Source organism: Streptococcus dentapri, assembly GCF_042649885.1.
Taxonomy (GTDB): Bacteria; Bacillota; Bacilli; order Lactobacillales; family Streptococcaceae; genus Streptococcus; species Streptococcus dentapri.
In genome coordinates, this window is the sequence record NZ_JBHSAC010000021.1 from 12,063 (window position 1) to 27,782 (window position 15,720).

A 15,720-nucleotide genomic window follows, 5' to 3' on the forward strand; every position below is an offset into this window, starting at 1 on the left:
CGTTGAAAACAGGAAGATTTAAGGCTAAGTTTTAACGCTTTGAATTACTTATGTTACAATAAAAATAATTTATGACTATGGAAGGAACTAGGATGTCAAATTCATTTAGAGTTTTATTAAGGGAATCTTGGCAGAATTTGAAGCAAAATATTTGGACTTATATGATTACCGGACTTGCTCTTCAAGTAGTCGTGGGATATGTAGCCAAGGGGCTGCTATCTTTTGTTTTCAATAGGGTACTTGGCTTTGCAGGCATTGTCGGACTCACAACAGATACTTGGTCTGCTATCATCAGCCATCCCTTGGCCTTGCTTTTTTTCATCATCTACTTGCTCCTGCTAGTTAGTATCATCTATATAGAATTTGCTATTTTAACAGTCACTGTAACCAGAACAGTGACTCCTCTTTCTTTTCGCAAAATAATCAAGGGACTGCCTGGGAAATTTAGACAATTATTGGGGCCACAGTTATTAGTTTTTCTTTTTTACCTGATTTTGATGATTCCCTTAGCCAATCTAGGACTAAAATCAACTTTATTGGAGCACTTTAAAATTCCTAATTCCATTTCTGGGGAGCTGACAAAAACGTCAGCTGGTAAAGGATTTTATTATACTTTCCTTAGCATTTTAGCCTATCTTAATCTTCGCTTAATCTACTTTTTGCCCCTCTATACCATCAGCGATGAAAAACCAAATTATATTTTAAAAAAGAGTTGGCAGCTGACGCAGAAGCGCCAATTCAAAATTCTGGGAGTCATCGCCTTTTATACACTGGTTACCACTGGTCTCTTAATCCTTTTTTATGCTGGCAGCGCCCTTGTCTTTGCCCTACTGGATTTTCAGGGTAAAAATCTCCCGATACAAACGCTCTTTTACAGTGTCATCAAGGGTTTTAATTTGCTTGGAAATATCAGTCTTAAGTATGTTCTTATTATCATTTTAGTAGAACATCTCGCAAGTCTTGATGATTTAAAGAGCCTTCCTTACCTCTCAGCTGAAGAAGTAACTTGGCAGTTTCCAAAATGGCTATACCTTTTCCTGCCACTGACCCTAATCCTTTGGCTGATTTCCAATGGCCTCTCCCTTTACCTTCTTCAAGGTAATTCCCAAGTACACATGATCGCTCATCGGGGAGATGTCAGTCAGGGAGTAGAAAATTCTATCCCTGCTATGCAGGCTGCTCATAGAGCTGGTGCTGACTACAGTGAAATGGATGTTGTCATGACCAAAGATCAAAAGTTTGTAGTCAGCCATGACAATAATCTCGAACGTTTAACTGGACTTGATAAAAACATTTCCGATATGACTTGGTCCGAACTTAAGCATATAAAAACGTATCAAAACGGTCATACTAGTCATATTGCTTCGCTCGAAGAATTCATGACAGCCGCCCAAGCCTCCAAGCAAAAAATAATTATCGAACTTAAGCCTTATGGTTATGAGCCTGATAATTATATTGACCTCTTTGTTAAAGAAATCAAACGCCTTAAAGCTGTCCAAGGAAACCAAGTCATGTCACAAGATCTCGATGTCGCTGAGGAGGTTGAACGTCAACTTCCTGAAGCGCAAACCGGTTATTTAGTCCCCCTGCAATTTGGCACTTTCTCCAAACATCGTGTTGATTTTTATGCCATTGAAGAATTTTCTTATACTGAACTGGCAGCCCTATCAGCCTATAATCAAAAGAAAGATCTTTATGTTTGGACAATTAACGATAGTAGCCTGATGATGCGCTTTCTCCAAAGTCCAGTGAACGGTATTATTACCGATAAATTAAAACTTTTCAAACGAGATCAAGAAGATATTGCCAATGATAACAACTACTGGGATCGTGTCTTGAGATTATTAGATATTGATTTAGGACAGTCGTAAAATATTAACGTACGACTTTTCTTACAATAAAAAACGCAAGCCTGAACTGTACTGACCCCAAAAAGTTAGAGAATAAATCTAACGATTGGGGGGCAGTTCACAGGCTTACGGTTTTTTTAAAATTGTAAAATACTTTAACGACGGCCTTTAACTTGATTATTGAGCCAGTCAAAGATATTGTTGTAGGACTTATTATTGACGATAGCTTGAGCATCCCCACCATGCGTTGGATTGGTGGCAACCATTCCTGATAACTCGGCCCAATTTTTAGCATTATCTGGATTTTGAACCCCTGTCACTTGGTCATTGAGGAGATAAACCCAAGTCCAGTGACCGTTATAAGTGATGTTTGGACTGAACGTACCAACATTGGTTTCAAAATAAGACAACCATTTGTTTTGGGCTCCATCTTTGAGTAGATTCTTATAAAGCGGTAGAGCATTTTCATCTGCACTTATAGTAGTATCAGCTCTAGTATGAAGTATCCACATTGGTTGATTTTTCAACGCGTTGGCAGCTGTGCTTGTCAGTGCTGATCTATCACTCGTCAAATAATCATCAGCTGGCGCAGCAATTGGTACGAGAGCAGCGAAATAATTAGGATAGGTTACCCCCATTTTAAGGACCATGCCACCACCATCGGATAGACCTGCTAAATAAATACGGTTGCTGTCAATATCCGGATGATTGGCAACATAAGAACGAATAGCTGATAAGAGGCTAGATGCTTGCGTTTGACTCCAAGATGTAGGACTTTGCACCACTAAAACATAGGCTCCTTTTTGATCACCATTACCAGTTGAGGTAAAGTGGCTTTGGATAGGATCTTCTGTCAACTTAACCGCATTACCAGCTAAAATAGGAATCGTCACATCTGTTCCCACTTCACCAATACCATGTAACCAGACAATCAGTGGGTTCTTTTCACCATCCTTAGCCGATTCTGGTTGGTAGGCGGCATAGTGCAACGCACCATAGGTGCCGCGCTCTGAAAAGCGATCACTATCTGGCGACAAACGATTATTGATAGCTTCTTGTTCTGAATTGATGATTTGGTGTCCGGCAGAACCATCCACTTGAACTTGTAGATTATCTATCGCGACCGTATAACTATCAACCCAGTTGTTACGATAAGTATTTGAATTAAAGTTGAATGGAGAAGCATTATTTCTGGTATCTGATGTATCATAAGGAATATCTAATTCTAAAGTAACATACTTACTACTATCGAAGAAGATGACATGGCCTTCCTCATCAGAAACGTAAGAATTAAGAATCTTACGGGCGATACCAGCTGTTGTAACACTGGCCCCGCTATGAATAACATTCGGTGTCACTTCTTCATTAAATTCCAAAATAATTTTGGAAACACTGGGACCAAATTCATAACTATTAACAACAATATTGGATTTAACAACTTCAACATTAACCTGAGTCTGAGCCGTCGCAGTACCATCTTGATCAAACTTGTAAGTGACACCATCAATAACACGACTCGTGTTTCTTAATAATTCACCTGACTCGGCATCATAATAGCGCAAAACTCCTCCAAAAGTAACGAAGTCACCCTTAACTTGACGACCGTCTTCTCTGAAATAAAGACTTTGTCCCTGAATCGTTTGAGCACTCACAGCTGCAGAGCCGTCTGCTGTCAAATAATACCAATCTCCATTAATTTGAGCAAAGCGATTTACCCAGAGGATACCGCTATCAGTATCGTAGTAACGATTCTTGCCATCTGATTCTTTAACCAGCACACCCTTAGCTTGCTTGCCTGTTTCTGGATCAAAATACATTTTCTGACCCGCAATTGTTTGGGCACCTGCCACGCGAGCACCATCGGCCCCATAATAGTACCAGGACTGATTGTCATCACCTAAATGGAAACGATCCGCCCACATTTCACCACTATCCGCATCAAAGTAATAGACATGATTGTCAATAGTGACTTCTTTGCCCTTGACTTGCTTACCATCTTGGGCGAAATACATCTTCTTACCATCAATCATTTGGCTACCAGTTACATTTTGACCATTATTGTCTAAATAGTACCAATTACCTTGACCATCATCTACAAAAGTATTTCTGTAACGACTTGTTGCTGCATCAGCTACCATTCTTCTTGAGCGTAAGGTAAAAGAGGAGGCAGCTTGCTCACTAGATGCAGTATCGACAGCTTCTGATTTAGCACTAGCATCTTGAATAGTCTCAGACGTTTCAGAAGTGCTAGTCGTTTCCGTAACTACTTCATAGTCAGCCTCACTGTTGCCGGAGTTATCGGCTGTATTTTCCTGATAACTAGAAGATTCGCTAGGAGCCACTGCTGTCTGCTCTAAATCCGTCTGTTGGGCCCCAGTTTGTCCGTCGACTGTTTCTTGAGCACTCACCACCTGATTGTTCTGTTGGACATCACTGCTAGTGACTTCATCAGCCTGAGCCACAGTGGCTATTCCTGACAGGAAAGCTGCAACTGCCACAGAAGTTAAACCAAATTTTAGTTTGCGCAAACTGTAATGTTCATTCTTTTCCATTAGTAGGTACCTCACTTCTACTTCAATTCAACATAATTTATTGATTTTTTAGCCTATTTGAAAACAAGCCCCTACAACCAGTCTTAAAGTAAAAGGACTTGCCTCCTTCTAAAATACTTCAGATACTGAGTAAGTCCGTTTTACATCATTAAATATTCTAACAGATTACTCAGCCTAAATACTTGTAACTTGTCGTATCCTTAAGCACAGCTGTCGTGTTTACAGAATTTTGTCCTGCTTTAACACCATAGGAATGACCATTAGTAAGCTTGGCTGAGCTATAAACAAGATTTTGGAAATCTCTCTGTGCAACAAAGCTGTCCAAAGTGTTTCCATTCTCATCTACAATACTGATACGATCACCTGAAACTCCTGAAATATTAACCTTGAGATGGGCTTGGGTGGAACCTTCTGAAAAACCTTGGCTGGTAATTGGTGTTCCAGTTGCCCAGACAGTTCCGTTTCTAATAATGCCGATACCATCAAAGTCAATAGCCGAATCATAAGAATTACCATAGGATTTGCTAGGCGCAGTTACGATTAAATTGCCTCCATTTATGGTTACATTCCCATTAGAGTCTAGTCCATCACCAGCGGAATTAATGGTAATGTTACTATTGTAAAGATTCATTTGAATATCGTTCATTGTTGAGGCAGAATGGACATTACCACCAATATTCTTATCACTTTGTGTCCAGTCAACGGCGTTGATGCCATCATCCGTAGCGACAATTTTAATGTCACTATCTTGAATCGTTATAACTTTTCCTTCGATTCCTTCTTCTGATGACTGAATATCAATATTACTCTTATCAATCCTCAAATTATTAGTGGCATGGATAGCATCTCCCTTGGCATTGATAATCAGATTTGCATTGGTAATCGTGATATTACCTTTATTGATATTCTCTTTAGAGCTCACTGAAATAGCCTTGTTCGGAGCTGTGATTGTTAAAGAACCTGAGCCATTGATAATGAGTTCTGCCGGAGAACTGATGACAGCACCTTTTTGATCGGTAGCTGTATTGGATAGACTGTTATTTGTTTTATTTTCTAAAGTAATAATCAGTCTCGCTTTTTTGCTTTCAGAAATAATGGCTGTGTTAGTGCCGGTCATTGTAACATTATCAAGAATCAACTGTACTTCTGATGACACGGAGTCAGCTATTAGAATTTGGAAATTATCAGATTTTCCTTTAATACGATAAGTTCCTGATTGAGTAATGGTGATTGTTTTATCTGAAATACTAACAGACTGGCTATTGGTCCTTGCTCGGCTGCCATCTAAAATAATATTCCCGCTGTCCTTGATATCTGACTGGGGCTTATCGTCATCTTCAGTAGTATCGCCATTCACTAGATCACCAGAATTCGCATCATAGTAACGTGCTACACCCTCAGCATCGATTACAGAGTCCCCCTTGACTTGTCTGCCATCTTCTCTAAAATAAAGATTTTGTCCAGCTATTTTTTGAGAGCCGGTAACAGGTACACCATCTGGCCCCAAATAATACCAGCTATTATCAAATTGAAGAAAGCGATTGGTCCAAAGTGAACCACTATCTGCATCGTAATAACGACGTTTACCATCAGATTCTTGAACAAAATCTCCTTTAGCTTGCTTGCCTGTCTCAGGATCAAAGTACATGATGTGACCAGCTATTGTTTTAGAACCTCTTACACGAACGCCATCTTTACCATAGTAGAACCAAGAATTATTATCACCTTGGAGAAAAGTGTTTTTGGCTTGTTTACCTGTTTCAGGATCAAAGTACATATCCTGACCTGCTATCTGCTGAGCTCCTCCTACACGTGCACCATCTGCACCATAGTAAAACCACGATTGACCATCATCACCTAGGTGGAAACGGCTTACCCACATTTCACCGCTATGAGCATCAAAGTAGTAAACCTTATTATCGATAGTTGCTTCTCGTCCCTTAACCTGCTTACCATCTGGAGCAAAATACAATTGTTTACCATCAATGGTTTGTAGACCCGTCACATTTTGCCCATTGTTATCGAGATAGTACCAATTGCCTTGACCATCATCTACAAAGGTGTTCTGATAAGGTATACTTGCCGTATCACTTACCTTTTGACTAGTCTCCGTAGATGTATCTTTAGAATCGGGGTCAGCAACAGCCGCCTCGGATTCCCCATCCGCTACTTGAACCGGCCCAACATTATTTCCTGCCTCTGTATCATCAGTTTGATAATTATCTGCTGCTTCTGGAGTAACAGGTGACTGATTTGAACTAACCGCTGTCGGTGTTTCTTGTAAACTATTTTGAGTATCGGTCAATTGAGAAGGCACTGTCACTGTGTCCTGCTGCGCTTCGTCTTTAGAAACGTCATCAGCCTGAACCACACCGGCTGTTCCTATTAGGAAAGCTGCGACAGCAACTGAAACTAAACCAAATTTTAATTTTCGTAAACTATAATGTTCTTTTTTCTCCACTGGTAGAGCAACCTCTTTTCTATTGTTATCTCAACCATTTTAACATAATTTTCCAAGAGATTTTGAACATCTTGACTACAAAATGTTTACAATTAGTAGAATTTTTATAATTTTTCTGATTTTAGGCTTTGCTAAAATAATAATTTTACAATTATGTTTTAATATCGTTACAAAAACCTATTAGAAAAAAATCTAATTAGATCTTCTATCAAAAAAGATTATTTTAAAACTGCCGCCGCAAGGGCTTGTTGAATTTCTACAACATTTCGATCACTCTTAAACTGCAGAACCTCAGCAGGTTCTTCTGCAGAAGAAATCCAAATTTTTAATTCCGCATCTAAATCAAAATGACCAGACGTCTCAACGGTAAAGCGAGAAATTGACGGATAAGGAATTGATTTATAAGAGATTTTCTTTCCTGTCACTCCTTGCTTATCAACGAGAATCAAACGCTTTTCAGTGAAGACAATCAGATCTCTAACCAATACATAAGCCAGCTCAACCTCTTCTCCTGCAATCAAAATGCCTTCCAAATCACGCGCCACTTTACTATTATCTTTTTGTGAAGCATTTCCTATTAAACCTGAAAATAAGCCCATATTGAACCCCTTTTTCTTTCTATTTTACGATATTTATCGCTGCTTTACTATTTGTTCTTGATAAAAGGCAATCTTCTGAGCTAGATTTTCCTTATTTTTAAGCAAAGAAGCAATTTTGTTATCCAAATTTTTAGTATGCTCCTCTAATAATTCTAAACGCTCTCGATAGGTAGTTTCACCTTTCTTGCGTAAATCTGAGTAGATCTTAATATTTTTCAGAGACATACCTGTATTCTTTAAGCGCTTAATAAAAGCTACCCAAGCTAAATCTTGTTCGCTATAAGAACGTCTATTGATCCGATCCCTTCGAGGCTCTAAGAGCTCTTCTTTTTCATAGAAACGCAGAGTATGGATACTAAGCTCGGTCAATCTTGAAAATTCTCCAATTGTATACATGATTTCCTCCTTCTAACTTGACCTAGAGTTAACTCTAGGTTATATAATTATTGTAAATCATCAAAAGGAGGAATACAAGATGATAAAAGACAAACATTATACTTGCATTACTGGAGCAAGTTCTGGTATTGGTGAAGCAGTTGCTCGAGCCTTTGCTAAACGTGGTCACCATCTTATTTTAACAGCTAGACGACAGGAACGCTTAGAAAGTCTGCGTGCTGAATTAGTAGAAGAACATCCACAATTAGATATTGTTCTTAAAGTTTTCGACCTTGCGGATAGTCAGCAAGTTTATGATTTCTATCATAGCTTAAAAGACTATCACATAAGTACCTGGGTCAATAATGCTGGCTTTGGTAATTACAGTAGTGTCGCTCAGCAGGACTTGTCTAAAATATCTCAAATGATCAGTCTAAATATTGAAGCTCTCACTATTCTTTCAAGTCTTTATGCTCATGATTATCAAGATACTAAAGATAGCCAACTCATCAATCTCTCTTCACGCGGTGGTTACATGCTGGTTCCTAATGCTGTCACCTACTGTGCGACCAAATACTATGTCAGTGCTTTTACTGAAGGTTTAGCACTAGAACTCAAACGTCAAAATGCTAACTTACAAGCTAAGGTATTGGCTCCCGCAGCCACTAAAACGGAATTTGGACAAGTCGCAACTGACAATCAAAATTACAACTATGACCAAGCATTTTCTCAATACCACAGCAGTGAACAGATGGCAAACTTCCTCTTAAAACTCTATGATAGCGATGAAATAGTTGGTCTTGTTGATGTCACGGACTTTAGTTTTCATTTATCAGGGCCACTGTTTAAATACTAAAAGGAAATGGGACAAAGATCGGTAAATTGTGATAAAATCGCAATTTCGATTTTGTTATCCTGACTTTTTCTGCACAGTTGATTAGGCAGTCATTTCGTTAATATGGTAAGGCTAGAGCAAAACAAAAGAGGCTGGACCTTTGTCCCAGTCTCTTTTATATTACATCTTCTCTTCTAGCTCTACATCTGGGTATTTGTCTGCAAACCAGCGCAGAGCAAAGTCATTTTCAAAGAGGAAGACAGGTTGATCAAAACGGTCTTTAGCTAGGATATTACGGCTGGAAGACATGCGTTCGTCCAGATCTTCTGGCCTAATCCAGCGAACCGTTTTATTACCCATTGGTGTCATGACAACTTCAGCATTGTATTCACCTTCCATACGGTGCTTGAAAACCTCAAATTGCAGTTGACCAACAGCCCCCAACATATACTCACCGGTTTGATAGTTGGTATAGAGCTGAATAGCTCCTTCTTGGACCAACTGCTCAATCCCCTTATGGAAGGACTTTTGTTTCATAACATTTTTAGCTGCCACCTTCATAAAGAGTTCTGGCGTAAAGGTCGGCAGTGGTTCAAATTCAAATTTATTCTTGCCAACAGTTAAAGTATCGCCAACCTGATAGGTTCCTGTATCGTAAACACCGATAATATCACCGGCGACAGCATTTTCAACATTTTCACGGCTCTCTGCCATGAACTGGGTAACATTGGAAAGCTTGACCCCTTTAGCAGTTCTGGTCAGATTAACTGACATACCGTGTTTAAATTCACCTGAAACGATACGCACAAAAGCAATGCGATCCCGATGGCGTGGATCCATGTTAGCTTGTATTTTAAAGACAAAACCTGAAAAGTCCTTATCAAGTGGATCAACAATCTCCCCTTCAGTCGTCTTATGACCGTGCGGTTCTGGTGCAAACTCTAGGAAGGTATTCAGAAAAGTCTGAACTCCAAAATTTGTCAGAGCTGAACCAAAGAATACTGGCGTCAAATCACCATCTAAAATGGCCTGCTTAGAAAACTCATTACCTGCTTCCTGAAGCAATTCGACATCTTCCTTAACTTGCTCATAGAAAGGGTTGCTAGCAAAGAGCTTATCACCTTCTTCTAAAGAAGCAAAGCGTTCATTACCCTTATAGAGCTCCAAACGCTCATTATAAAGATCATAGAGACCCTCAAAAGCCTTACCCATACCTATAGGCCAGTTCATGGGATAGCTGGCAATCCCCAGCACTTCTTCTAGTTCTTCTAAAAGCTCCAAGGGTTCACGACCGTCACGGTCCAATTTATTGATAAAAGTAAAGACGGGAATATTGCGGTGTTTGACAACCTCAAAAAGTTTCTTGGTCTGAGCCTCAATTCCCTTGGCCGAATCTACAACCATCACAGCTGCGTCCACAGCCATCAAGGTACGGTAGGTATCTTCTGAGAAATCTTCATGTCCTGGCGTATCAAGGATATTGACCCGTTTCCCTGCATAATCAAACTGCATTACAGACGAGGTTACCGAAATCCCTCTTTGCTTCTCAATATCCATCCAGTCTGACTTGGCAAAGGTTCCTGTTTTCTTCCCTTTGACAGTTCCAGCCTCACGCAATTCACCCCCAAAATAAAGCAGCTGTTCAGTAATCGTGGTCTTCCCAGCATCAGGGTGAGAGATGATAGCAAAGGTGCGGCGTTTTTTAATTTCATCTTGTAAAGTCATTGTTCTTCCTTAATTTTTGGTAAATGCTTTTTAATACAACTTTTAAACTGTCTAAAATCTTACATTAGACGGACCCTTGGATCCCAGACATGTAAGAAGCATTGCAATGCTTCTTATTATATCGAAAACAAACTGATTTATCAATCTGAACTCGTCCGAAACAAAGGGGCGTAAGGGAATGCAACTTGATCAGTGTATGGACTGAAAAGGAGTTGAGAGCTCGGTTTAGACTAAGATGCACCAAAATGTACTCACTATCAAGAGCAGATGAGCAAGTAGGTTTCAGAAGGAATACGGAATTCCACTTAAGGAAATGGAAAAATTACTAACATTACCTTATAAGCTCATGTAGCACTACAAGCTCTATGGACTTCTGGTTTTCTTTTTAGGACTTTTTTGAAAGATAGAGACAAGATTGAGAAGGCCTTGAAACTCTCTTAGACTAACTCCAAACTCTAGGCTAACAATCCCATCAGGATCATTAAGGGAAAGGCTTTTGACTTTCGGAAAATGAAAACTTCAAAAAGTATTTGAGCATGATAAACATCAAAAAAAGAAGACCAATCTGATCTTCTCTAGATGTTAGCTGATGCTGATATAGTCCGACGTCATCAAAGAAGCCTAAAATTACTAATTACTCTGGTTTGTAATAAGGGAAAGGGCTATTTTTTCCGATAACGTAGGTCAACTGTGCGGCTTGTGCCTTGTTAAAGGTACGATAAGAAACCACTCCACGTCCCATAGCATTTGATTCAGAAATGAGTATCGAACCGTCTTCTTTCACCTCTTCTACAATGGCGACGTGACCATAAGTACCGTCAGCTCCAGCTTGACCAGGAGCAAAAGATACCGCATAACCTACTTTTGGCTCATGAGTTGTTTCATAACCAGCCTTTAATTGCCAGTCGCCACCATTTCCCATGTAAGGATCAAAACTGTAGCCTAACTCTTTTGCGCGGTTGTAAACATACCAAGTACATTCTCCCCAAGGATAGGTATCAGCAATATATGTGTTTGCATTAATAGCTTTACTTACTGAAAAGCCGTCAGGAACAGCTGCTAGGGTCGTGGCGTTGAGATTACGGAGCTCAGCAGGTATTTCTGGTGTTCCGCCATGTTGATCAATCCAACGATCTAGATCTTGCATGGTTTGCGCACGACGCTTACCAGTGTCTGAAGTATCTGTAAAGTAAACTCCGCCATCTACCACAGAATTGAGCTGACCTGCTGCTAATTTTTTCGCTTTATCATCCTGTACCTTAAAAGTGAGGTTTTTGTTTTTAACAATCGTTTCACTTGTTAACTTACTAATAGCACTTTCATCATTATAATTCTGCGCATTAGAAGGTGAGAAATCAAAAGCTCCATAGCCAAACATATTGGCGCCATTAGAGGCCGCTACTCCTTGTGTCCCTAAAGAACTTTCAGCTATAGCGATAGCAACGATAGCACGAACATCTAGCCCGCTTTTTTTCTCCCACTCCAATAGCTTAGTTCCATTAATACGACGACTATCATAAGCAATACCTGTTGATTGCAAGAAACCATCTAATTGCTCAGCAGTAATACCGTAGCGGTGCGAAAGCAAATTATGTGTATAAGCACTATCACCCGACCAGTGTTCTACATAAGCTACGGAACTAACTGTTGCAGAATCTAGATCACTAGAATCAAAACGACCTGTATCAAATGATAAATTACTGTCAAAACTAGTAGAAAAATTATAATTTGGCCAAGCATAAGCGGACTGATTAGGCCATATTGGTTGATTTAAGTTTGGAGTTGCTGATACTTTCGTTCGCTTACTATCGACTTGTGAGGGGTTTTCAGATTTTGAAGATTGCGATTTATCGCTCTCTTTATTTTTACCACTATCCTTATCAGCATCTAGTTCTGTTTGAGACTCTGAAGGTTTTTTCGATTCATCTTCAGAGTCTTTTGTTGACGAATTTGTTAACTGGGAATTTTCTTGATCAGTTGAAGAAGCAGGAGTTTCTTCTGAAAGCTCTGTCTCTGGTTGTTGATTAGAAGAAGCACTTGTATCATCTTCATCGTTCGAATCTTCGGATGATTTATCTTTCAGCTCATCTTTAGACTCTTCTTCATCATTTGATGAAGAAGAGGAGTCTGAGCTTTTGTCAACCTGATTTGAAGAAGGAGAAGAAGCAGAGTCACTTCCCTCGGCTAATACAGCCACCCCTGACAAATTTGATAATAACAAGACCAATAATAGACTTGCTGTACTTAGCTTATTTTTTTTCACAATTTACACCCTTTTTTGAATAATACAATAAAATTTCCGATAATATTCTAACATAAAATTTCTGTATTTTCTAATTGCATGATTATAATTTACACTGAGCAAACTTATGTTAGGCTTTTGAAGATTACAATGGGTAAAAATACCAAAAATGGACCTCTATAATATCTATTCGAAAAATCTGTCTGAAACCTCTCTCGTTAAGAAAAAATAATCATCACTCTCTTTAAATATTTAGGATTTCAATCAAGTTCTTTATGCCTATCAAGATTTTGGGTGAGCACTTCCCATTTCGGATCTGTTTGCCAATTTTCATCTGAAACAATTTGACTAGCAACCCTCCGAGCTTCCTCTAAAATATTATAGTCTTCTACAATATCAGCCACCTGAAATTCTGGAATGCCCGATTGACGGGTGCCAAATATTTCGCCGGAACCCCGCATTTTTAAATCTTCTTCGGCGAGAACAAAACCGTCTGTTGTTTCACACATGGCTGTCATACGTCTTTTCCCAACTTCATTTTTGGGATTGGCTACCAGAATACAATAAGATTGTTTAGAACCACGGCCGACACGCCCCCGGAGTTGGTGCAGCTGACTGAGACCAAAGCGATCAGCATCCATAATAATCATGACGGTTGCATCAGGAACATTGACCCCGACCTCAATAACAGTCGTGGATACTAATATTTGGGATCTCTTATTCTTAAAATCCTGCATAATTTGTTCTTTTTCATCATTCTTCATCCGTCCGTGCATCAGTTTGATAGCACAATCATCACCAAAAAATGCGACCAATTCTTCATGGAGGGCGACTGCATTTTTTAAATCCAGAGCTTCTGACTCTTCAATCAAGGGCGAAATGACATAGGCTTGAGCACCTTTATCTAATTCTGTTTGGAGCCAAGTCAGCACGGTCTCTAATTGTTCATGCTTAACCCAGCGCGTGATGATAGGTTTGCGCCCAGCTGGCATCTGATCAATAACCGAAACATCCATTTCGCCAAAGGCAGTAATGGCCAGAGTCCGTGGAATAGGTGTAGCCGTCATCATAAGGACATCAGGATTACTTCCCTTTTCACGAAAAATACGGCGCTGATTAACCCCAAAGCGATGTTGTTCGTCTGTAATAACGAGACCTAGCTTATGATACTGAACTGCGTCTTGAATCAAGGAGTGGGTTCCCACAATCATATCGACCGTTCCATCGGCTATTCCTGAAAGGGCTGCACGCTTAACCACAGGTTTCATTCCCGAAGTCAAAAGAACAACATTTAAATCTGGAAAGAGATTGAGCAGACTTTCAAAATGTTGTTGAGCTAAAATTTCGGTCGGTACCATCAGAGCCGATTGCAGACCTGCTGTATAAGCAGCATACATGGCTAAGCTGGCAATGATAGTCTTACCTGATCCAACATCTCCTTGCAGTAGACGGTTCATATGGCGCCCCGATTGCAGATCCTCTAGTATTTCTGTCAGACTAGACTCTTGGGCTTCTGTCAGAGTAAAAGGGAGACTTGATATTTTTTTTCTGATTTTTTCACCATCGTAGGCAATAGCCAAACCATTACTTTCTGCCTTATTTTCAGTTTTCAGCACCTGTAAATTGAGCTGGAAATAGAAGAGTTCTTCAAATTTGATCCGGCGCAGGGCTTGTTTATATTCTGCTAAATCTTTAGGAAAATGCATGGCCCGTACGGCTTCTTGCCTCCCCATGAGGCGGTACTTCTCTAACAGGATAGAAGGAACATTCTCCTCTAATTCTTCCAAAGCTCCACTATCGAAAGCTGATTTGATAGCTTTAATCAAGGAAGTTTGTGATACTCCCTGAGCTACATGATAAACTGGCTGCATATCATCTTCCACCTGAGCTAAAATCTTCATTCCTGTAACAGCTGACTTAGCAGCATCCCATTTACCAAAAACACCAACTTCCTTACCCAGCTCAAGTTTATCAGCCAAGTAGGGTTGATTAAAAAAGCTAACAGCTATGACCGCTTCTCCTTGTTTCATTTTGAAAGAGAGACGATTACGTTTAAAGCCATAGTACTGAACATTAGCAGGCGTGACTAGGGTACCAGTAATCACTGCTTTTTCACCATCTACCAATTCAAAAATAGACTTGGACTTGAAATCCTCATAGCGAAAAGGGTAGTAAAGCAATAAATCTTTAACGATATAGAGACCTAGCTTGGTAAATTTTTCTGCAGTCTTGGGACCAAACCCTTTGAGTGCTGCAATTGGTTCTTGCAATAACATAGATTCATTATAACAAAAAGAACCTTAATCTGACGAATTTCGACACTATAATAATCTGTAATGGGGAGCTCCATCGTCTTATATCTATCTCTGAACATTACTTTAACTCTCATTTCATTTTTTGAGTCGTATCGTCTAGCTGATGGATAATGATATCGCCATTCTTCCTAATATTGAATAAGTTACTTTGGATATCTCCAATTGTATTACTTCTCGAATTGCATCCGCATAATCTTCTGATAGTTTTTCAAACTGTTTGATAAAATCCATATCTATTAAAGATTGTTTTATTTCTGGTTTCAAATCAAACATATTATTCCTCCGTGAATCGTAATGTCACATCATACTCTGATGCAATATCCTTATAGCGTTGGATATCAGGAAGGTCTGCATTATTGGCAGGAACCTCCAAAATGTATTAGTCATCTAGCTCTAATCTGTTTAGTTCATGGAACTGGTTAGAGCAAATCTTAATCTCTCTAGAATATTTTTCTCTAATTTCCGACAAATAGTCTTTATAGATTTTTTCCGAGATTTTATCTAAGCCAGGCCCATCGGCCTGATGGGAAAGGTGAAGCACTTCCGTATCCACGTAAGCCAAATCAGGCGTTCTGATCGAGGATACATCAAAATCAGGAAGCTCTGTCCTAGGGCGGACACCAACTGTACTGCCTTTCTGCTCCCCTAGGATGGGCAGCGTCCACATAGAGACCTCTAAGGCCAATACCCAAACCATGAATAGGTTACACTAAACTAGACAGAATTTATAAAGTGTTCTACACTAAAAGAAATCCTAAAGGAGACT

General features: G+C 39.6%; 11 protein-coding genes. 2 read left to right on the plus strand and 9 right to left on the minus strand.

The annotated features are described in order from the left end of the window. Window positions 1–92: 92 nt before the first annotated feature. On the plus strand, window positions 93–1,871 hold the full coding sequence (locus tag ACFOSE_RS02430) for a glycerophosphoryl diester phosphodiesterase membrane domain-containing protein (RefSeq protein WP_380430034.1): 1,779 nt from the start codon (window positions 93–95) through the stop codon (window positions 1,869–1,871). Between the two features lie 134 nt (window positions 1,872–2,005). On the opposite strand, the gene ACFOSE_RS02435 is transcribed toward ACFOSE_RS02430, so the two are convergent. The 4 genes from ACFOSE_RS02435 to ACFOSE_RS02450 all read right to left on the minus strand — a co-directional run bounded on the left by ACFOSE_RS02435 (window position 2,006) and on the right by ACFOSE_RS02450 (window position 7,858). After that, a complete protein-coding gene (locus ACFOSE_RS02435; protein WP_380430036.1) occupies window positions 2,006–4,402 on the minus strand; it encodes a YSIRK-type signal peptide-containing protein in 2,397 nt (798 codons plus the stop codon). Between the two features lie 169 nt (window positions 4,403–4,571). Next, a complete protein-coding gene (locus ACFOSE_RS02440; RefSeq protein WP_380430039.1) occupies window positions 4,572–6,863 on the minus strand; it encodes a carbohydrate-binding domain-containing protein in 2,292 nt (763 codons plus the stop codon). A 218-nt stretch (window positions 6,864–7,081) separates the two neighbouring features. Continuing rightward, window positions 7,082–7,462 (minus strand): PH domain-containing protein, encoded by a 381-nt coding sequence (locus ACFOSE_RS02445; RefSeq protein ID WP_380430042.1) that lies wholly within the window; start codon window positions 7,460–7,462, stop codon window positions 7,082–7,084. Window positions 7,463–7,495: 33 nt separating this feature from the next. After that, on the minus strand, window positions 7,496–7,858 hold the full coding sequence (locus tag ACFOSE_RS02450) for a MerR family transcriptional regulator (protein WP_380430045.1): 363 nt from the start codon (window positions 7,856–7,858) through the stop codon (window positions 7,496–7,498). Window positions 7,859–7,937: 79 nt separating this feature from the next. On the opposite strand from ACFOSE_RS02450, the gene ACFOSE_RS02455 reads away from it, so the two are divergent. Further along, on the plus strand, window positions 7,938–8,693 hold the full coding sequence (locus ACFOSE_RS02455; RefSeq protein ID WP_380430048.1) for an SDR family NAD(P)-dependent oxidoreductase: 756 nt from the start codon (window positions 7,938–7,940) through the stop codon (window positions 8,691–8,693). A 159-nt stretch (window positions 8,694–8,852) separates the two neighbouring features. Here the strand turns inward: ACFOSE_RS02455 and ACFOSE_RS02460 are convergent, their stop codons facing one another. The 5 genes from ACFOSE_RS02460 to ACFOSE_RS02480 all read right to left on the minus strand — a co-directional run bounded on the left by ACFOSE_RS02460 (window position 8,853) and on the right by ACFOSE_RS02480 (window position 15,651). Further along, a complete protein-coding gene (locus ACFOSE_RS02460) occupies window positions 8,853–10,397 on the minus strand; it encodes a peptide chain release factor 3 (RefSeq protein WP_380430051.1) in 1,545 nt (514 codons plus the stop codon). Window positions 10,398–11,031: 634 nt separating this feature from the next. Further along, window positions 11,032–12,660: a CHAP domain-containing protein gene (locus ACFOSE_RS02465; RefSeq protein ID WP_380430054.1), complete on the minus strand. Its 1,629-nt coding sequence runs from the start codon at window positions 12,658–12,660 to the stop codon at window positions 11,032–11,034. A gap of 239 nt (window positions 12,661–12,899) precedes the next feature. Next, window positions 12,900–14,915: an ATP-dependent DNA helicase RecG gene (gene recG, locus ACFOSE_RS02470; protein WP_380430057.1), complete on the minus strand. Its 2,016-nt coding sequence runs from the start codon at window positions 14,913–14,915 to the stop codon at window positions 12,900–12,902. 135 nt (window positions 14,916–15,050) lie between these two features. Next, window positions 15,051–15,227, minus strand: a complete 177-nt coding sequence (locus tag ACFOSE_RS02475; RefSeq protein WP_380430059.1) for a hypothetical protein — start codon at window positions 15,225–15,227, stop codon at window positions 15,051–15,053. 106 nt (window positions 15,228–15,333) lie between these two features. After that, window positions 15,334–15,651, minus strand: a complete 318-nt coding sequence (locus tag ACFOSE_RS02480) for a hypothetical protein (RefSeq protein WP_380430062.1) — start codon at window positions 15,649–15,651, stop codon at window positions 15,334–15,336. Window positions 15,652–15,720 lie beyond the last annotated feature (69 nt).

Excerpts from the sequence above, each read along its gene's own strand:
- ACFOSE_RS02460 (WP_380430051.1), bottom strand. The coding sequence starts at position 10,397 with ATGACTTTACAAGATGAAATTAAAAAACGCCGCACCTTTGCTATCATC.
- ACFOSE_RS02450 (WP_380430045.1), bottom strand. The coding sequence starts at position 7,858 with ATGTATACAATTGGAGAATTTTCAAGATTGACCGAGCTTAGTATCCAT.
- ACFOSE_RS02430 (WP_380430034.1), top strand. The coding sequence starts at position 93 with ATGTCAAATTCATTTAGAGTTTTATTAAGGGAATCTTGGCAGAATTTG.
- ACFOSE_RS02445 (WP_380430042.1), bottom strand. The coding sequence starts at position 7,462 with ATGGGCTTATTTTCAGGTTTAATAGGAAATGCTTCACAAAAAGATAAT.
- ACFOSE_RS02480 (WP_380430062.1), bottom strand. The coding sequence starts at position 15,651 with ATGGTTTGGGTATTGGCCTTAGAGGTCTCTATGTGGACGCTGCCCATC.
- ACFOSE_RS02455 (WP_380430048.1), top strand. The coding sequence starts at position 7,938 with ATGATAAAAGACAAACATTATACTTGCATTACTGGAGCAAGTTCTGGT.
- recG (WP_380430057.1), bottom strand. The coding sequence starts at position 14,915 with ATGTTATTGCAAGAACCAATTGCAGCACTCAAAGGGTTTGGTCCCAAG.
- ACFOSE_RS02475 (WP_380430059.1), bottom strand. The coding sequence starts at position 15,227 with ATGTTTGATTTGAAACCAGAAATAAAACAATCTTTAATAGATATGGAT.
- ACFOSE_RS02435 (WP_380430036.1), bottom strand. The coding sequence starts at position 4,402 with ATGGAAAAGAATGAACATTACAGTTTGCGCAAACTAAAATTTGGTTTA.